Annotated in this window: 11 protein-coding genes and 1 pseudogene; 5 read left to right on the plus strand and 7 right to left on the minus strand. The window is 58.1% G+C overall.

Annotation, left to right across the window (positions count from 1 at the left end; all coding sequences use genetic code 11):
- Positions 1–135 precede the first annotated feature (135 nt).
- Positions 136–819, plus strand: coding sequence for a DedA family protein (locus LGM56_RS10025; protein WP_175240430.1), 684 nt, complete (start codon positions 136–138; stop codon positions 817–819).
- Positions 820–899: 80 nt separating this feature from the next.
- On the opposite strand, the gene LGM56_RS10030 is transcribed toward LGM56_RS10025, so the two are convergent.
- The gene (locus tag LGM56_RS10030; protein WP_089494142.1) at positions 900–1,712 is read right to left on the minus strand and encodes a mechanosensitive ion channel family protein; all 813 of its coding nucleotides are present in this window, start codon (positions 1,710–1,712) and stop codon (positions 900–902) included.
- A 287-nt stretch (positions 1,713–1,999) separates the two neighbouring features.
- Positions 2,000–3,832 (minus strand): HAD-IIIC family phosphatase, encoded by a 1,833-nt coding sequence (locus tag LGM56_RS10035; RefSeq protein WP_179254793.1) that lies wholly within the window; start codon positions 3,830–3,832, stop codon positions 2,000–2,002.
- Positions 3,833–4,211: 379 nt separating this feature from the next.
- Between LGM56_RS10035 and LGM56_RS10040 the strand changes: the two genes are divergently transcribed.
- A complete protein-coding gene (locus LGM56_RS10040) occupies positions 4,212–4,379 on the plus strand; it encodes a hypothetical protein (RefSeq protein ID WP_179254794.1) in 168 nt (55 codons plus the stop codon).
- 27 nt (positions 4,380–4,406) lie between these two features.
- On the opposite strand, the pseudogene LGM56_RS10045 reads toward LGM56_RS10040, so the two are convergent.
- Positions 4,407–6,371: pseudogene (locus LGM56_RS10045) on the minus strand (GSCFA domain-containing protein).
- Positions 6,372–7,264: 893 nt separating this feature from the next.
- Positions 7,265–8,065, minus strand: a complete 801-nt coding sequence (locus LGM56_RS10050) for an ABC transporter permease (RefSeq protein ID WP_089494144.1) — start codon at positions 8,063–8,065, stop codon at positions 7,265–7,267.
- 1,772 nt (positions 8,066–9,837) lie between these two features.
- Here LGM56_RS10050 and LGM56_RS10055 point away from each other — a divergent pair.
- A complete protein-coding gene (locus LGM56_RS10055; protein WP_226204410.1) occupies positions 9,838–12,819 on the plus strand; it encodes a glycosyltransferase in 2,982 nt (993 codons plus the stop codon).
- Between the two features lie 59 nt (positions 12,820–12,878).
- On the plus strand, positions 12,879–13,784 hold the full coding sequence (locus tag LGM56_RS10060) for an NAD-dependent epimerase/dehydratase family protein (protein WP_089494146.1): 906 nt from the start codon (positions 12,879–12,881) through the stop codon (positions 13,782–13,784).
- A 132-nt stretch (positions 13,785–13,916) separates the two neighbouring features.
- Here the strand turns inward: LGM56_RS10060 and LGM56_RS10065 are convergent, their stop codons facing one another.
- The 3 genes from LGM56_RS10065 to LGM56_RS10075 form a co-directional block, all read right to left on the minus strand.
- Entirely contained in the window at positions 13,917–15,347 is a 1,431-nt protein-coding gene (locus LGM56_RS10065; RefSeq protein ID WP_089494147.1) for a mannose-1-phosphate guanylyltransferase/mannose-6-phosphate isomerase, read from the minus strand.
- Positions 15,348–15,421: 74 nt separating this feature from the next.
- Complete coding sequence (locus LGM56_RS10070) at positions 15,422–17,470, minus strand: capsular biosynthesis protein (protein ID WP_226204412.1); 2,049 nt, start codon at positions 17,468–17,470, stop codon at positions 15,422–15,424.
- Complete coding sequence (locus LGM56_RS10075; protein WP_226204413.1) at positions 17,470–18,621, minus strand: glycosyltransferase family 4 protein; 1,152 nt, start codon at positions 18,619–18,621, stop codon at positions 17,470–17,472. The genes LGM56_RS10070 and LGM56_RS10075 overlap by 1 nt, the downstream gene beginning before the upstream one ends.
- A 175-nt stretch (positions 18,622–18,796) precedes the next feature.
- Between LGM56_RS10075 and LGM56_RS10080 the strand changes: the two genes are divergently transcribed.
- Entirely contained in the window at positions 18,797–19,975 is a 1,179-nt protein-coding gene (locus LGM56_RS10080) for a polysaccharide biosynthesis/export family protein (RefSeq protein ID WP_226204414.1), read from the plus strand.
- Positions 19,976–20,115: the final 140 nt, after the last annotated feature.

Raw genomic sequence — 20,115 nt, forward strand, 5'->3', positions numbered from 1 at the left:
GACCGGCGGTTACGTTTTTTCACGGAGCCTTAAGGTAGTTTCGGTATCATGGGTCCGTAACACGCCCGGCCTTGACCGGTGGGCGCTTCAGCCTTTTTCGGCCGTTCCGGCCCTATCGCCTTCGAGGAATCGCATTTGGATACGCTGCTTCATTTCGTCAACCTTGTCCTGCATATCGACGCCTTCCTCGGCGATTTCATCCGGCAGTACGGCGCGTGGGTCTATCTCGTGCTGTTCCTGATCGTGTTCTGCGAGACGGGGCTCGTCGTGTTCCCGTTCCTGCCCGGCGATTCGCTGCTGTTCATCGGCGGCGCGTTCGCGGCGACGGGCGAGATGAATGTCGGCCTGCTGATCGTGCTGCTGCTCGTCGCGGCGATTTCCGGCAACACGGTCAATTACATGATCGGCCGCTGGATCGGCCCGAAGGTGTTCAATACGCATATCCCGGTGCTCGAGCGCTTCCTCGATCGCGCCGCGTTGCAGAAAACCCACTCGTTCTACGACAAGCACGGCGGCAAGACGATCGTGCTCGCACGCTTCATTCCGGTCGTGCGGACGTTCGCGCCGTTCGTGGCGGGGGCATCGTCGATGAGCGCCGCACGTTTTCAGCTTTTCAACGTGATCGGTGCGCTGGTGTGGGTGCTGCTGCTCGTGCTGCTCGGCTATTTCTTCGGCAACATCCCGTTCATTCGCCAGTACCTGAACGTGATCGTGCTGGTCGGGATCGGAGCGGCGGTCGTGCCGGTCGCGCTTGGCGCGGTGTGGAAGCTGGTGCGGGGGAAGCAGTCGGATAATGCGCCGAAGGCGGGCGGGCGCTGAGCGGGAGCGTTTCGTTCTCGTCTCGGTGCAGTAAAAAAAGCGTGGCGGGTGCCACGCTTTTTTTTCGTCCGGCGACGCCGTTACGCGTTGCGATGCGAGATCGGGGTTTCGGGCGTCGGGTATTGCGCGTCGCGGAACGTCTCGATGATCACGCGGTTGGTGTCGCAATACACCTGCCAGTAGTTCTCGGGTGCCGTGGACGGGCGCACGAACAGCAGCGGGCCTTCCGGCGTGAACTGCAGCACGCCGACGTCCGGCGCCGGAGTGGTCAGCACGTTCGGGATCTGCTGGATCGACGTCTTCAGGCGGTTGATCGCGTCGACCGCATCGACGCTGTTCGCGATCTTCGCGGTCAGGTCGACGCGGCGGTGCGGCGTGGCACTGTAGTTCGCGATGTTGTCCGAGAAGATCTTGTTGTTGCCGACGATCGTCACGATGTTGTCGGGCGTGACGATCGTCGTGCCGAACAGGCCGAGCTCCTTGACCGTGCCCGTGACGCCGCCCGCGTTGATCACGTCGCCGATCTTGAACGGACGCAGCACCTGCATAAACACGCCTGCGGCGAAGTGCGCGAGCAGGCCGCCCCAGGCGGTACCGATCGCGAGGCCGAGGCCGGCGAGCAACGCGGCGAACGAGGTCGTCTGCACACCGAAGATCTGCAGGATCGCGAGGATCAGGAGGATCGTCAGCAGCACGCCGACGACGGACGTCAGGTAGTCGGTCAGTGTCGGGTCGACCTTGCCGCTGCGGCGCACGACCTTGCCGAGCAGGCGGGTACCGATGCGGATCGCCCAGCGGCCGACGAACCACAAGACGATCGCGGCGAGGAGGTTGAGGCCGAAGTCGAGACCGCGGGTCATCAGGAATTGCTGGGCTGTGGCGAGATCGATCATGCGTTCTCCGGATAGGGGATCGGGGCGCGATGTGCGCGTGGCTGCGCAGTTATACCGGTGCGACGGCGGCACAGCAACCGGGGCGAGTCGTTGGACTGTCAGGGATTGTCAGGGTAAATGATATTGGCAACCCGATGATCGTGAGGCGTTCGACAATTGCCTTCCCGGTGTCGATCAGATGGAAGCCGTGCCGACATGTCGCATGCGCGATCGTTCGCATGCTTGCTGACGGCGGTCGCGTCTAAACTCGAGAGACAACGCTCGACGGCACATCTCCTGTTGCGGAGTTAGACGGCGGTCGGCTCGGCGACCGAGAAGGTGACGTGCTGTGGCGCTGCGAGTCGCTGCTGGCGTGACAGAACCCATGTTCCAGGCGTTACTTCGGTGAAACCACATGTCGAATAGACCACTCGACCAAGCGCGTTCGCCGGTGTTTCGACGACGCGACCGACCGCATCGGAATGTGTGTGAATCGCCGACGTGATAGCGGCCAACAGGGATTGCTCGACACCGAGTCCGAAGACGCGGCAGCTCATGACATACTGTTCGATACGCTCGTTCTGCACGATCGCGACGGCGACGAGGCCGTAGTCCGTGTACTTGTCGATCACGTGTGCGACATGCATCATCGTGCCGGTATCGAATGCGCGAGCGCACTCGTCGAATGACCATCGGCGCCCCGTCGTATTGAACTGGTTGGATTTGTTGACCAATTCGAACGCACGCGTGAATCTGGCATCGCTTGTATTCGTCACGTGATGTACCGTTACCTTTACTTGCAGAGATTGCAGGAATTCATCGCGACTCATTTTCGCACGAGCATTTTCGCGCTTGATCTGAGCCTGAATCATTTCAGTGCGGCGGCCGGATTCGTCGGAGACGTGCGCAACCTGTGTTTCGCCGGACCAGAGAAGCACGCGGCGCAGACGATAGATATCGCTGCCGAGAACCCGCATGCCTGGAAACGCCTCTGCCACGGCGGCCCGCTCGACCGGATTGTCATCGATGAAGACAACGTTTCTCGGAAGCAGATTCGTTTCAGCGAGAATTTCCTGGACGTTTTCAACCTTTGTTTTCCAGTTAATCTTGATCGACGCGAAATCGGACATCGAGATCACGCCTCCGACGAAGCCCTCCGTACCCCACAATTCTCCGATGCGTTGTTCGTCGTTCTTGCTCGCGATGGCAAGCAAGATGCCGCGGCGTTTCAGGAATTGAAGGGCTTCGATGAAGCCGAGCGGATAGCCTTCGATGGCGTTGAAGCGAATACCCTCTTCGGCGATCACGCCTCGCCACAGCGTATCGTCGAGGTCGACGATGATGAGCTTGACGGAGTCGATTTGTCTCGCGGACGTGTACATCGCCCGCAGCTCATGCCATACGGCCGCGCAAAACTGGCTCGTCTTGACTTCGTATTGTTGACTATATTGCGCGGGCGGTTCGATGCGTTGACTGTCGAGTGGGTAGTCGAAATCGAAGATCATCGTGCCGTGCGCGTGCACCCAGATGCTGTCATCTTGAATGTATTTCTTGCCGATCGTCGCCGAAATGGAGTCGATGTCGATCGTGTAGGTATTTGGGCGTGCGGCAATCTCTTCGGCGATCAGTTCGTTCAGCTTCTCGGTGTAGAACACGGGATTGCGCAGATCGTATCGCGGCAACATGCGTCCCATGGCGTTCTGCTGAGGAACTAGGAAGTTCGCGACGAATGTCAGGATCTGCTGCGAATCGTTGTAGCTCAATGCGCCGCTCAGCAGTTGCAAAAGACGTTGTCGAGACTCGGTGAACGTATCGACGTAGCTCTGCGGATTCTGATAGTTCAGGTGTGCCGTCATCGTTTCCGGCGCGACGGTGCGCATTGGAAGCACGATGAGCTGAAATGCGTATTCTTCGATCGGATGCGGCGGGCTGGGCGGCAGCTGGCCTGCAAAATTGTAGGGGATGTAGTCGACTTTCGCGCCTTCGAATGCGAACGCGGCGTAGGGCGCGAGCAATTCCGAGAAACATGACCCGATAACCAGTATTTTCGATGCACCGTGCCGGCTGATGGAAAGATCGTTGGGTACGCGATGCAGCCAGTCGTCGAGCGGTTGTGCTGCGGGAGACGTGGTTTCTGTCATGAGTGGATCCACCTCGTCAGATGATGGCATCGAAGCATGTAAGGGAACCGGGCTTCCAGCGACGGGCGAAAATCCAAGCTGGATCGACGTGTTTGGCGGTGAGCGGACCGGCAGTGCGTCGCTACGGCCGCATCCATTCTTGTAGCGCCGCCGAATGGCGAAAATGTGAACCCGGATGCGTCGTCGCTCGATTTCCTGTCAAATCGGCACGCGTCGCCCATGACACAGCATCCGGGATCTCACGGCGAATGATGTTCGCCAACCTGATATACACCATGTGCGACATATGATGCAACCACGATGCGGAGGGAGCGGATGTAGTGCCAGAAGCCATCCTGGTCGGCGCCGGCCCCGATGCTGCAAGTCGAAAGAGGGGGGAATGACTGATGAGGTACGCGTTGCGCGAAGAAAACAACGCGATGAAAGCGGACTCGACGCGTTCCATGCGTTGATTGTGGCGCGCAGGCCTTATTGCTTGCCTGCGGAAGATTCGGTGAGCGAGTGCGATGCGGACAGCGTCGAGCCGGGCAAGGAAGCGGCGCCATAGCGACGCGCCCTTGCCCTTAAGAGAAGCTCAGCCGACCTGGAAGTTTGCGATCGCTTCTTCGTCACAGACGACGCCTGTAACGTTGCGATGCAGGGGAGCTGGCTCGTCGGCTGCCGTCGTTGCGGGCCGCTCGACAGGCGCCGCGCCGGCCTGATGCGTTTCGCCGCCAGCATAGTGTTTCATGAATAGCCGCATTACATGTGCTACACCCGCATCGGTCACCGTACGAAGGTCGTCATCGAAGTACGCGCCGCGATTGTAGTTGCCGGTGATCACTTCGAACGACGGGAAGTAGCCAACGTGGGCATGCGCAGTGCTCAGCTCTTCCGCCGCAACACGCAGTACCGACTTGCTGTACGTTGTCGCCGTCAGTGCATGCTTCGGTTCGTATGTTGCGATCAGCGGCACCGGCGACACGGTCAGGATCACTCGGCATGTCGGATTGATGACGCTGAGCATGCCGATGAACTCGTTCATGTCCGCAATCACTTCGGCTGCCGAGAAATTGACGAACTCGTATTTGTCGCTATCCATTGACCCGCCAGCGACGCCCGGTGCGAGCGGGAAAATCGCCCCGTCGGATTTCGCGCGCCATGACTCGGTAAGCCCCAGCGTGAATACGAACACGTCCATCTGCTCGAGCATGGTACGAACAGCTGCGAAGTGTTCGGCGCGTTATGCAACGAGTTCCTCCTCCGAACCGAAACCCTCAGGCTCGATCTGCGGGCGGAACGGATCGACGAAGCGCCCGTCTTTTCGTTGCCACATCTGGTCGTGAGGTACGAATTCACCGCTTACACGCTTGAGAAGTTGCACGAGCTGGCGTGCCGTGTAAATGTTGCCGTAGCGCGCCGAGAATACGCCAAAATTACGGCTCGCGGCCTGTTCTTTCGTTGACCCCTCGGGCGCTTGCTCCGGGATGAAGTAGTTGAAGCCATTGGCGCTCAGCGTACGCGCGATGTGTTGCGCAAAGCAACTGCCAGCAGTCGCGACCTTCTGGTCTTGTGCGACCAAAAACTTGCCGGACACGACCGGATCGACCTCGGTCGCCGCCGGTGTTGCAACACCCTTTTTCCAGAATTGATGGTCTGGCAGGTTGCGATACGGATTCGCGAAAGCGTCGGCCGCCGGTTCCGTCAACCGTCGATCAAACTCGGCAAGATAGAAATTCACCGGCATGATCGAATCCCGGTCGAATTGCTGGTAAGTTGCAAGCGACCCATCGATGAACGCGCGCAGACCGATGACACCGTTCGGCTCAACCTGCTTGAACGCGTAATCTCCTGACTCGGGGTAGGACGTTGCTTCCGCGACCTCCGGATAAATCGGCCAGATCGGCAGCAATGCGAGCGGATCGTGAGCGTACCGTCCGGGATTCTGATTGATCACGGGCACGCCGAGGCGTTCCAGAACTGCGCGTGCAACATCGGCCACCGTCGACAGTGTCGGATGGTTGTACGTGTGCATAAAGCAGCCGCTGCGCAACCATTTGTCGACGGCACCCTGCAGATTCAGGCCGGTCGCCGCAATTTCTTCTCGCAGCGCCCTTTCGGCATGCGACCAGGCGTTCAGGTATCCGAGCTTCCGGAAAGTCTCACGCGTGAACCGCGCTTCGATCTCGTCTGCAGACAGGCCGCGCAGATAGCCATGAACCACGAGCGACGAGTTGTAATGCATCATCGGGCCCTGAATTGCCTCGGGAACGTCGCTGCCGATGCGCTTCCCTTGCAGATAGGTCATGTCAGGGTGATGGCCGACGAATGCCAGATCCGGGAAGAGCACCAGCTTGTCGCGCGGCATGTCCGCCATGTGCTGTTCGATGAATCGCTGCCCGATGACAACGTCGTATTCCTGGAACAGCCACGGCACCGTCACCGAACCATCCGACAGCGTCGTCAGCAGGAAAAACTGCGGCTCCAGCGTTCCGCTCATCTCGCGCATGCAAGCCGCGAGACTGGCTCCTTGGCAATTCGAAATGATTGCAATTTTCACAGACCAATACCTCGAACATTAAAACCGCCGTTCATCGCGGAACGGCCGCATGTTTGAAAAACGAGCAACAGCCCGGCATATCGCCGATCGATGTTGCAAAATTCACGCAAGTCGATTCTTGCAAAACAAACTATTGTTCCTGAACTCCCTCTTGTGCGGTCGGCTGGCTTCTCGAGGTTGAGCGATGTCGCGTCGTGCGTGCCTTCATTGGGGGGGGCTACGAGATATAGTCTTTAATGCGCTCGAATCACGTCCATCAAACTGCCCGGGTACAATTGAGCACGGCCTGCCGGATCCATTTCTGTCGAAACGTAAGGTCCGCCGTGACTGCCGAGCCTATCAAGAGAGCCATAATACACGGTAAGGACTGAAAGTATGTGGCATGGAATTCAGGCTGCATATTTGCTCGTCGAGACAGGACTTTTCTCGCTGTTTCGCGGATCCAAAGGCTGATCGTCACGTCGCTGACACACACTGTTCTGCTTCCGTGCCGGTGCGGGATGGGTTGACCAAGTTCTTCGCGAAGCGTACAGGCCGGAAACCGCGAGTCCATGTCCATCGGGACGCCGCGCGGTTGGTCGCTTGGTGTCGTGTGTCCTGACGATCGATGGGCTCGTCAGCGCGGTGAAGCGTGGCTCCATGGTCGACGCAGTGAAGCCGTGCGCGGCGGGGAAAGGCGCAGGTGTGTTCGTGGCCGCGGTGTGACGCAGCGCACATGTGATGCGGCCTGGTCATACGCGCTCCGGTCTCGATGCAGTGCAGTTCTTCGATTAGGAAATGGTCCGCGCTGGATATCTGCCGGCGAAGGTACAACAGTGCTCACGAGCGCCGGGGGCGCGAAATGTTTTGATTGGTGGCGCGTGCCCCGGCATCGCGTAGAGATTACCGATAGCTCAATCGGGCTGCACTCTCTTTCCCGCTTCGCGCGTGAAGAACAAGCCGACGAACAGCAGTGTCGCGTCGACGAATACCATGTACGTAATATCGTAATGCGTCTTGACGACGGATCCGAAAAAACCGGCGCGCAGCATTTCGGTGCCATTGACCATGGGCACGAGAAGTGCATATTTTTGCCACGCCTCGGGGAGCCATTCGACCATAAAGGCCGAGCCGGAAAGCGGAAAAACCAGATAGGCGATCGTGTGCCAGAGCCGCTCGACCATTTCGCTCCGCTCGGTAAGCGATCCAATCGTCAGCGCCAATCCTGCCCCGAAAATGGAAAGATATACCCATCCAGCCAAGACAAGCGAGATGTCCTTCGGAGGATCCATCCAACCGACAATGATATAGATGACGCTCAGAATAATGCACGACATCGTAGCGCCGGAGATTTCGAGCAGAATGCGTGCCCAGAAAAAATCCACGACGCGAACGTTGCGGTGATAGAGCAGGCTCTGGTTCGGCAAGATCGCCAGCGCACATCGAGTGGTGCAGTTTCGCCAGACAAGAACGGCCGAATAGCCGGTCAATGCGAACGCAGTAATCGAAATGGATGCGACGTGTTCGGCCTTGACCAGGTTCCATAGCGTCGTGACGCCGACTGTAAATGTCATCGGCTCCAGAAAAATCCACAGGAAGCCTACATTGTGGCGGCCATAGCGTGTCAATATTTCCCGCATCAGCAACGCGCTGATGACGCGTAGCTGAATGCTGATCGATCGGATCAGCGGCGTATTGTGCTGAGATTCAATCATGTGAGCTTAAAGGTTTCTAGAGTGCCGGCGAAGTGGGGCAACCGTGCGACTGAAGGGGCGCCTCTGCAAGGCTGGCAATCGGTGATGCGGTACTTCTTGCTTTCCACGCTGTCCTCGAACACGTCGACGCATTCTTTCAGAATTGGAAGCGATGCCGTGGTGACTTCGGGCACTGTGCAACCGACTGTGGCCAGTGGCCCATTGCCCTGATGGTGTCAGGAACCTGCTTTGGCGTCGTCCCGTACCAAGAATCCGGTCGAGAGTATATATGGAACGCATGGCCGCATGCACGAATACGATGTGTTTGAATCGCCCCGGGATGCGTGCGGAGGTGCGAACAACCGGCTGTCCATTCGCCGCATTCGTGTGTGGTGAACACGATGACCTGGCTGACGATGAGTGGGGGTGACAAGGTGGCAGGGGTAGGGGGGGCTGTGAGTATCGCGCGCCGCTCGTTGTGTGCCGCCAGGGTGCCGGTCGGATGCACGTTGTTTCGCTGCGTTTGAAATTTGCCTTCGCTTTCGGACAGGGCATACATCGTCATTGTCGTGTCCGATGCGCAAGCGTCGGGTGATGGATCTCCGTGCGATCTGCGTCTTAACCACAATCGTTGAATGGCGGAAAGTCCATTCGGGTATTGAGGTCACGAGGCTTTGTGGCATGTTTTAATCATGCCGTGCCCACACGAGAGCAAATCAAGCCAGCTGCATTTCGCTGGTTAAGTTGAGAGGTATGGAGTGTGGGTGCGTGAAGGGGCGCATTCGAATTTTTCTATCGCAAACAGTCGCATTAATGGAATGAACCGTATTGATTGCTCGTTGTCGGTGATTTGACAATCCGTCGGATCGTAAATTTCTTGCCGAAGGATGTCGATAAATCGGCCTTTTGCTGATTTCAATGTGGGAATTTTATTAATTTTAACGTTTGTCGACGATTCGATTTAAATGATGGATTGGTAAGGCGTGCCGCATGCCTTCTGTCGCAATGTGAATTTGGCGCAAACGCTTGCGTTGCGATTCGAGTGACGTCGGTGGGTTGTCTTGATGGGGCGCCAACGTAACGGTAGCGCTGGATATGTGCCGGATCACCGAGGGTTCGGTGCCTTGAGGTCTCGTGCCATCAGTTCCGGGTGCCGTCCCGGCTGGTTTTAACAATGTGACCGTCCGGTTCGGGTGGATTCGATCCGACCGCTCACGGCGGCGCAATAGAGGGCTCGTGCCGATGTCGACGTGCTTTTAGAGCCTGGCAAAGAATCTCGATCCCGCGTGACGCAACTTTGTATTTGTGCTGCAAATTGTGGAGGGCTGTTGCGCGGATGGTTCGGAATTCAAGTAAATTTCACTTGCGCGGTATTCGACGTCGAGTGCGTGATTTATAATTGCCGATCGCTGCTGGCAGGGGTAGATGTGCGTGCCGGCCTCGACAACGGATTTTCCCGGTTTTGCTTCCAGCATCAGGCCGTGATGCTCGACGCGGCAGCTTCGTCTGGTGTCAAGCTGCGGATGCCAGCGGATTCGCGTTGACGAGCCGGGACGGCGGATGTGGCTACTGTGCGCAAGGCGCGCAACTCCTCGAGACGGACAGTGGTGAGAGAAAAGGCGCAGGACGGGCGGCGTTTGAGGGTTGATAAGAGAGTCACCTGTTTTGAATTTATTGATTTCGTATGCGGAGCACGCCATATAAATGAGATCGAATTAGAGGGTAATGGGTCGTGCTCAATTTCGGTTTGTTGCTAATCCCAGTGGTGTCGCTTCGAATTTGGTGAACTCTTGATGAATATGAATGTCGCAGGCCTGCTGCGGGCCGATGGTGAAGATTTTGTTCGTAGCGCCTATCTTTCGTTGCTGTGTCGTGAACCTGATGAAGGCGGAAGGGCTCACTATCTGGAGCGCTTGAATTCAGGTGTGCCGAAGGAGCGTATCCTCGCTGAATTGTATTTGTCGACGGAAGGTCAACAGAAGAGCGTTCGTATCGATGGTATGGACGATGTGGTGGCCACGTATCGGCGCACTTCCTTTGCGCCATTCAAATTCCTGAGCAAGCTTTTTTCTTCTAATGCATCACCGTCGCTTTCCGCAGCGGTTGCACCGTTGGTTCGTGTTGCAGATGCCCACCTCGATGCACCGAGCATGCCGGTGCACGAGACTGCCGTCGCGCAGGTCGAGCCCAAGCCGGTCATTCCCATTCCGGTCGTGGCGCCGCGCGACGAGCCGGCAGTGTGGATGGACCTGACCGCGACGATGGAGTGGCGTGGCGGTGTGGTGGGTATCATTCGTGCGGAACTCGAGGTCGCGCATGGGTTGAAAAAGGTGCATCCGGGCATTCGCTTTTCCATGCAGCGGGGCGGCGGCTTTATTGAAATCCCGCAAGAGCAGATGCAGTGGTTGTTCGATGCTGATAACGTTGCGGAAACCTATATTCGTACGGTCGGCGCCCAGATTTCGAGCGAGCAAAATGACACGTCCGGCAGTCCCTGTCTGGCGGAGGTCCTGAACCTTGCTGCACCCGACAACGTTCCGTTCTTCCATCCGTATATCGCTGGCGATGCGATCTTCTCGTGCGGCTGGATCACGAGCCAGAAGGAAGCCTATTTCTCGAGGCTCAAGAACGAATGTCCGGGCGTGTATCTGTCGTATCTCGTCTACGACGTCATTCTGTTGCGCAAGGGAACGAGCCATCTGTACGACAAGCAGACGCGTGACCAGTTCGCGCAGTATCTTGAGTGGGTGGCGGAAAACGTCGATTTCATCCTATACGGTGGGCAGACGGCCCAGCGCGATGCGACGGAAATCTTCAAGGAGCGTGGCTGGCGCGTTCCGCACAGCGACTTCATCAAGCTGGGGTCGGACATTACGCGTGCGAAAGGCACGCAGGACGACCGGACCATCCTGCGTGATATCGGTATAACCGGACCGTATCTGATTACCGTGGGCTCGATCGAGCCACGCAAGAATCACGACACGATTTATCGGGCTTACCTCATGGCGCTCGAGAAGGATCCGCGCAAGGTTCCGCAGTTGGTGATCTGCGGCAAGCCGTGGTGGTCGGAGGATCTGCTGGATGCGCTCAATCGCGATCCGCGTCTCAAGGGGGTGATCATTCGATTGTCCCCGACCGACGAACAACTGGCCGCGCTGTATCGAAATTGTCTTTTCACCCTGTTGCCCAGCCTGTACGAAGGTTGGAGTCTGACGCTTCCCGAGAGCCTCGATCAGGGCAAGTTCTGCATTGCGAGCGATAACCCTCCGTTGCGCGAAGTGGGGCGTGACCTGGTCGAATATGTTTCGGCTTGGGATGTTGCGACCTGGGCGGAAAAGATCGTGTTCTACGCGAACAACACGCAGGCACTGCTGCAGCGTGAATCGCGGATCTCGAAGGAGTGGACCAAGACGACGTGGCTCGATACCTCCCGCATGATCCGGAGCAAAATCGCGAACCATCAGGCGAGTCATCCGGCCGCGCACGCTGAGCCGTCGATCTGGATGGATCTGACCACGACGTATCTGTATTGGCACGGCGGTGTGCAGGGCATCATCCGAGCCGAACTTACTTACGCGCGGTATTTGCACGAGTTGGCGCCCAATACGCATTTCTTTGCCTGCCACAACGGCTTGATGTTCGAAATCTCGTCGGATAATCTCGCGTGGTTGTTCAATAGCGATGACCTGGCGACGTCTTACCGGCACTTCCACGAGTTCTACAAGGAACATGAAGCCGACGGAACCGGCTGCCGTCATCCGTTCGCGCATGGTGCAGGCCCTGATCATCCCAGTGTGCTGCGAGAGTTCCCGGACAATTCGATCGTGTTTTTCGCGGCGATCGACTGGAATCCGTCGCACGAGATGGCGCGATCCCATCAGGCGGTGCAGCTGGCGCGTCAGAAGAAGAACGTGACGGTTTCCCAGCTCATCTACGACTTCACGCCGATGCTGATTCCGCACCATCACATGAAGGAAACCGCAGACGCATACGAGCCTTTCATCAAGTATTCGTCGGAAAACTTCGATCATCTCGTCTACGGTGGTCAGACGGCGCGACGCGACGGCATTTCGTTCCAGAAGACGCATGGTTGGCCGACGCCTCCCAGCGATTACGTCGAATTCGGCTCGGACATTTCCGAGGCGGACGTCGTGTCGACGCGCGCAAGCGCTTCCGCGGATGCGGCGGTGCTGCAGAGACTCGGTGTCGCATCCCGGTTCATCATCACGGTTGGGACGCTGCAACCTAGAAAGAATCAGGAAATGCTCTATAAGGCGTATGTCACGCTACTGGAGCAAGGACACGAGGCGGAATTGCCTCAGATGCTGTTCATCGGCGGAAAAGGGTGGAACTCGGATGACTTCCTGAAAGTCTTCTCGGAGGATGAGCGAATCAAGGGCAAGATTTTGCTGCTCCGGCCGACTGATGCTGAACTGAATGTGCTCTATCGACATTGCCTCTTTACGCTGCTCCCGTCTTTCTATGAGGGATGGAGTCTGACGTTGCCGGAAAGCCTGAGTTACGGGAAATTCTGCTTGACGTCCGACTGCGATCCGCTGCGTGAAACAGGGCGGGATCTGGTCGAGTACATTAACCCGCTCGATACCTATCGCTGGGCCGAGCGAATCCTCCACTACTCGACTCATCACGAAGAAGTCGCTGCATGGGAAGACCGAATTCGTCACGGTTGGAAGTCGAGGACGTGGCGTGAATCGACCGAGATGCTGCTTGAATCGCTCCGTCGTGCACACATCGAGCGCGGCGCGAAGAGATAAACGGTGGCTGCTTCGAGGCTGCCCGCTTGAGGCGGCCTCCACTACGAATTCACGACGAAATGGCAACGATACTCATCACCGGCATCACGGGCTTCATCGGAACGCATTTGGCGGCGCATCTTACCCGCCAGGGACATCGGGTTGTCGGTACGACGACTGGCACGTCGGACAACGCCATGCAGTGCAGTCTCCACGACTACGAGCAAGTGGCTTCCGTTGTTCGAACGGTCGATCCGGACGTACTAATTCATCTCGCAGCGTTGTCGTCCGTGACGAGCGGCACGACGATGCAATACTACGAAACGAACGTCCTGGGCACGGAGCACGTATTGAAGGCCATCGACAGCCTCGGTGGGCGGCGGCGCATCATGTTTTCCAGCACAGCGGGTGTTTACGGGAATCAGAACACCGAAATCCTGACGGAAAATTTGACGCCGAAGCCCGTGAGTCATTACGGTATCAGCAAGCATGCCGCCGAGTGCCTCGTCATGAATTATCGCGACAAGCATGACATCACGATCTTGCGGCCGTTCAATGTTGTGGGGACGGGCCAGAACGCGGATTTCATCGTGCCGAAGCTCGTCAATCACTTTGCGAAGAAGGCGCCTTCGATCCGATTGGGCAATCTCGATCCGGTGCGTGACTATATCGATGTCGATGTCTGCTGCCGCATGATTGCCGATGTGCTCGATAAGTCCGCTTCTTTCGGTGAAGTGCTGAATGTTTGCGCCGGCTCTGGCAAATCAGTCAGGGATCTACTCGAAATCATGACCCGGATATCCGGTCACGAGATCGACGTCGTGTCGGCGCCGGAATTCATGCGCAAGAACGAGGTGATGCGCTTGCTGGGCGATCCCGCGAAGATCAACGCCATTTTGCCTGCGCGCGATAATACCAATGATCTGGAGAAGGTGATCGGCGAGATGCTGTCGGACGCCAGGAACCGATTGAAGGGCGTGCAGTGACGTGCTTTCGCTCGCCATAGGGCGAGTGGCCATTCATTCGTGACAAGCCGGTGTAGTGCGAATGGTGGTGGTAAGTGAAAACGGCGCATCGTGAGATGCGCCGTTTTATTTTTCGCCGTGCGAATCGTGCGATTACTTTTGTGCGACGCGGCCGTAGGTATCCTCGAAGCGTACGATGTCGTCCTCGCCGAGGTACGGGCCGGACTGGACCTCGATCAATTCGAGCGGAATCTTGCCAGGGTTCTGCAGGCGATGTGTCGCGCCGAGCGGGATATAGGTCGACTGATTTTCGGTAAGCATGATTTCCCGATCCGCATTGGTTACCAGGGCGGTGCCTTTCACGACGATCCAGTGCTCTGCCCGATGGTGGTGCATCTGCAGGCTGAGTTGCGCGCCGGGATTCACGACGATGCGCTTCACCTGAAAGCGGTCGCCCTGATCGATGCCTTCATAGGATCCCCAAGGACGGACGACGCGTCGATGCGTGACTGATTCCTGGCGGCCTGAAGCGTTGAGTTGTTCGACTACCTTCTTCACGTCCTGCACGCGATCGCGATGTACGATGAGCACCGCGTCTGCCGTTTCGACGACGACGATATTCTCGAGACCGATCGCGGCGACCATCCGATGCTCCGCGCGAATATACGAATTCTTTGTCGCGTCGGAGAATACGTCGCCGATCAGGGTGTTGTCGTCACTGTCTTTGTCGGCCAGGTCGGCCAACGCTCCCCAGGTGCCGATATCATTCCAGCCCAGATCCGTCGTTGCGATCACGGCCGCGCGATCGGTTTTCTCCATGACGGCGTAGTCGATCGAATCGTTCGGGCTCAATGCGAAGGCCTGTGCATCAAGGCGAACGAAGTCGTTGTCATGTTGTGCCTGTTCGAGGGCCAGTGCCGTCTGCGTGGCGATGTCAGGCGCATAGCGCTTGATCTCGTCCAGGTAGGTCGAGGCTTTCAGCATGAACATGCCGCTGTTCCAGTAGTACTCTCCGGATTTCACGAAGCTTTCGGCCGTTTGAGCATCGGGTTTCTCAACGAATGCGTCGACCGAATAGATCGGTTTGCCGTCGGCGAGGGCGGCGCCACGGCGGATATAGCCAAATCCGGTATGCGCGCTTTCCGGCGTGATGCCGAAGGTCACCAGATGATTGTCTTTGGCGATCGATGCGGCATGCTGGGCCGCCTTGATGAACGCGGGCTCATTCAGGATTGCGTGATCCGACGGTAATACGAGCAACAGGGCGTCTGGATTTTTCCTGACTGCCATATGTGCCGCGACCGCAATCGCGGGAGCGGTATTGCGGCCGATCGGCTCGAGGACGATCGACGACGGCGTTACGTCGCATTGACGGAGTTGCTCCGCGACAAGAAAGCGTTGTTCGCTGTTTGTCAGGATGATCGGGCGTTCGGTATTGGGAAGATGCTGCAGTCGAATGGCGGTTTGCTGAAGCAGCGTCTGCTCGCCGGTGAGCTTCAGATATTGCTTCGGGTAGCCGCCGCGCGACATGGGCCAGAGCCGCGTGCCGCTGCCGCCGCAAAGAATAACGGGAAATATGGTCATCGAAAATCTCGGAGGTGGTTATGTAAAATTTATGACACTCAAACGGCTGGCAGCAGCGTGTCACTATGAATTAGTTAAGGGTCGTGATATCCGGTTCGTGACTGCGTCGTGCGAGCGAGCCGCCAGTGAATGTGGCTTAATGCGTTGTAGCACCATCTGAATATTTTCAATGCCGTGCGCTGGCGATTTTTCCCGGCCGATATAAGCGGTCTCTCTATGAGAGGTGCCAACTGTAACGCCACAGCTTCAGGCGTAGTATAAAGCTTTGTCTGCCAATGCCAATATATCGGATATCGTAATAATGCTCCTGCGACCAGCATGTCGAGCGTTAGCGTGCGTTTGCGCCATGGTTGTGGGCTGATGGCGTCGTTCGTCAGGCCCCAGCCGGCGTAAAACGGCAGGCCATAGGTAAATACGGCCTTGTGGCGCAACAAGGCGTCGAATCCCGTCAGGGAGGAGAGCGTATGTACTTCGTCCACCTGCTCGATCAGCGACACGATGTCCGAAGTGACATCGATCACATCTGCATGCCCGTCGACGTCGATCGCGCCGATCCGGTTGCCGGACAGTACGTCCGGGTGCGGCTTGTAGACGATGAACGCGTTGGGGCGCTGCGCTCGGACTTCTGCAAGCAAGCCTTCCGCGGTGTTGATGGCGCGAGTTCCCAGCCGTATCGATGCGTCGTCGGCGACCTGTCCGGGTACCAGTACCACGCGTTGGTTGCGCGGTGCCTGCCATTCGGGGCGGCGCCGGCCAAGGTTGTACTTTGTGATTCCGAGGCGAACAATCGTTTCGCGAAGCGCGGCTGCACGGGCGAGTTCCGTATCGTCGAACGGGCACTCGTTGAGAATCCGTGTAAGGTCGCTTGGGGTGCTCGGATCGAAGTACAGGCCGGAATGATCGATTACCTGACTGTAAGGGGGGGTCATGTCCGACCCGAGACCGGCTGAATGAATGAACCCGTCTTCGATTCGATGTCGCGTCACGTCGTCGGGAATGCGGTCGGCCTGACGCGCGCCCCAAAGTACAGCGCTTGCACCGATACGAAGCCGTTCCGGCGAATTGCTCCAGCGCAATGTCCCGCCGCCGGCAGTCAGATAAGGCGTTGCCAGCCTGCGTTTCCACCATTGAAAGCGCAATCCGTACACATCTTTCATGTCGGCGAAGCGCGCACGTACGTGGTGTTGCAGCTCGATTGCATCGAGCGTGCTCTCGAGTGTGCCGGTTTGACCGGGTGACGTGTCCAAATAATGCGAAAACCGCAGAAAGGCAGCGTGGAACAACAACGGGAGCGTCGGGCGGGCAGTGCGGGACGCGAACGTCAGGTTATCGTAGGTCAATCCCCAGCCGGCGTAGTATGGTCGTCCGAACACGTGGAGTGGCGTACCAGCCAGCAGCGCGCCAAAGCCTTCCGATGCGCTAACGACATAGACATGCTCGAAGTGTTCGAGTATCGCGGTGAGCGAATAAGACGGGGGCAAGCGCGGGAGGTCGCTCGATATTGCCCGGGATGCCTGCGACAACCATCGGCCTTGCCCCGCATCGGATGTTGGCGCGAGCCAGAGTTCGGCGGCCGGGTGCGCACGGCGGGCGGCATCTATCATCGCGCGAAAGGCGTCGACACGTGCTGACGCTCGTTCGCGAGGACCGGCCGCACTCCTTTCGCGTTCGTCTATCAGCAATATGCGGTGCGCCGGGCCGCCGGAGGCGAGTGCTTGCGGGAGTGTCGCTGCGCGCTGGCGAAGGTGCAATGCATCGCTTGTCAGCATGCGGCGCATCAGACGATCCGCTTCGGCAGCGTCGAAATCGGCGGCGCCGGATGCGAACCATTGGTTCATTGCGGTTGCGACTGGATCGCAACCCGTGGCTGCCATCGGCAGGCAGAACCATGAAAGGGGGGGCGCGTTGCGTGTATCGCGCGCCGGAAGCGGCCCGGGCCATGCCTGCCATCCAGCCGCGCCGGCCGCGCGCGCAATCCTGACGCACCATGCTCCGAGGGTCTCTCGGGGCCACAGATATCGAGTCCGGCCCAATAGCCATCCGAGCAGGCGTCTACCTTGTCTGAGATAGCGCGGGTCGCTGACCGTCGGGGGGGGCGGCGAAGTCCGATTGAGGGGGGGCATTAGTCCAGCGCCGCGATGAATCTGTCGACCGCAGCGAAATGCGCATCCCACGTTGGTCGTTGAAATCGCTTAACGCGTTGCAATTGATCCGAGCGCTCGATGCTGTTTGGTGTCGAATAGGCCATGATGCGTGCGATCCAGCCTGGGCCATCCAGCGGGTCGAGGTAATCGGGCACGTCGCCGGCGACTTCCGTGAAGACTCCCAGGTTGCTTGCGATGACGGGGATCCGTGACGATAGTGCTTCGACGAGCGGCATGCCGTAGCCTTCCGCAAATGACGGGAACAACAGTGCTCGCGCATGTTGAAGCCAGCCGTGGAGCTGATCGTCGGTGCAGTTTGCCTCTTCGATAACGACGTTTCGAATACTCTCGCAACGTTCGAGCATGTCGATCACGTTTTCGCATTCCCAGCCGCGCCGACCAATGATGACGAGCTTTGGCGCTGCGTCGCCGTATTTTTCTGCAAGCTTGCGCCATACGTGCAGAAGGAACCAGTGGTTCTTACGTGGTTCGATCGTGCCGAGCATGACGAAGTAGGGCGTATCGAGCGGTGCGGGGCGAGAGGGATGGATCAATACGCCTGGCGCGAGATGGGCGACGACGCATGGGGGAAGCGCAAGGCCGGCACGCTGGGCCTCGTCCTCGATCGCGTGCAGTGTGTCGTGTGAATTGGCGATCAGGCCTTTAGCCAGTTGCAGCGCAGTATGAATCCGTGTCCGATGGATATCGGCAATGCCCGGTCGACAATACTCGGCGTGCGTCAGGGGAATCAGATCGTGCACCATGAAAACCGGGTGCGCGTTGCGTTTTTGCATCGCCCGGTAGTATCGGGGGAATTCCATGCCGCTATGGCTCGTATGCAGCAGGACCGCGTGCTCGAATCGTTGCGGGTGCGTCGCCGTGACGAGTGCGCGTGCAATGAGCGATCGCGTGGCCCAAGGTTTTCGCGTTGAAGTCGACAATCGGGAGAACAACCACTGCGAATGGCTTTCCGACAAAACGGCGGAATAGCCGCGTTCGCTCAATACTGCGCGCGCCTGCCCGCCATATCTTTGTATATAGGCGAGGCCTACTCGATCGACGCCCGTGGGGAGCGTGCCCTCCTGGAGTCGCGTGACGAGGCGTGTGACGTCAAGGAGTATGGTTGTCACGCGAATGTCGTGGATTGATGTTAATGGGCGCCGGCTTGTACGAAAAGCTGCATTTTCTACCGCGCCACTGTCGTCCGCGGACGACAGGTTGGTTTGCGACGAGTAAAAAAGAAGTTTATTGTATCTCGCAACGTGAGACAATTCTCGACTTTGGAATTTTGCTTGCTCGTAACAAATGTCGCGATTGCTCCGTTGTGTTACTTGGTCCGCACTCTTGTTGGGCGGCGTATTTTCCGGCTGTTCTACGATTCCTTCCTCGGGGCCGAGTCGCTTTCAGGTTGAGCGTGCCGGCAGTGGGTCCGGGCAGTCCGAGGCGAGCACCGCCGGCATTCAGGTCGTCGACCTGACCGATGCCGTTGCGCGCAAGCTTTTCTCCGAGCGAGGTCAGGGCGATTTCGTTTCGACGCTTGGAGTAGACACAAATTTCAGGCAACAGCTTGGCGTGGGCGATACGATCGAAGTCTCGATATGGGAGGCGCCGCCCGCGACCTTGTTCGGCGCCGCGCAGGTTGACAGCAAGTCCGGGCCGACCAATGCACGCGTGACGGTACTGCCGGATCAGACGATCGACGGTGACGGCACGGTCAATGTGCCATTCGTAGGGGCCGTCAAGGCGCAGGGCCGCACGCCGACCCAGCTCGGGCGGGATATTGCGGCTCGGCTCAAGAACATCGCTCATGATCCTCAGGTCCTGGTTAAGCTTTCTCGCAACGTGACGTCGTACGTAACGGTTGTCGGGGACGTGAACACGAGCAGCAGGATGCAACTGTCGGCTCGCGGAGAGCGTCTGCTTGATGCGCTCGCGAGTGCGGGCGGCGTCAAGCAATCGATTGACAAGATTACGTTGCAGGTCACGCGCGGCGACGTTGTCGCGTCGATGCCGATGCAGAGCGTGATTCGCAGTCCGCGCCAGAATGTGCCGCTGCGTGCGGGCGATGTCGTGACCGCCCTGTACCAGCCGTACAGCTTCACGGCACTCGGTGCGACAGGGAAGAATCAGGAAATCAATTTCGAGGCGCAGGGTATCTCGTTGGCGCAGGCGCTCGCGCGGGCGGGCGGGCTCGACGATGCGCGCTCGGATGCGCAGGGCGTGTTTATCTTCCGCCTGGAGGATGCAAAGGCGTTGTCCTGGCCGAATCAGCCGGTACGGACGACCGCGGATGGCAAGGTGCCGGTTATTTACCGGCTGGATTTGCATGATCCGAGTGCAATGTTCGTGGCCCAAAGCTTCGTGATGGACAACAAGGACATGCTGTACGTGTCGAATGCACCGATCGCGGAACTGCAAAAGGTATTGAACCTTGTGTTCTCAGTGGCCTTCCCGGTTGTTAGTGGTGTACAGGCATTTAGGTAAGTAATTGAGGCTGCGTACTTCTTGCTTTCTATTGCCCAACGAGTCATGGCGGCGGACGCCGCTTGATGCTTGAGCCATGCCTGTGTATCGTCAGGCCGGGTTCCGCTGAACATCCGGCCGCAGTGTTGATCGGTAGTTTG

The sequence above is a fragment of the Burkholderia sp. AU38729 genome, from assembly GCF_020419725.1.
Taxonomy (GTDB): domain Bacteria; phylum Pseudomonadota; class Gammaproteobacteria; order Burkholderiales; family Burkholderiaceae; genus Burkholderia.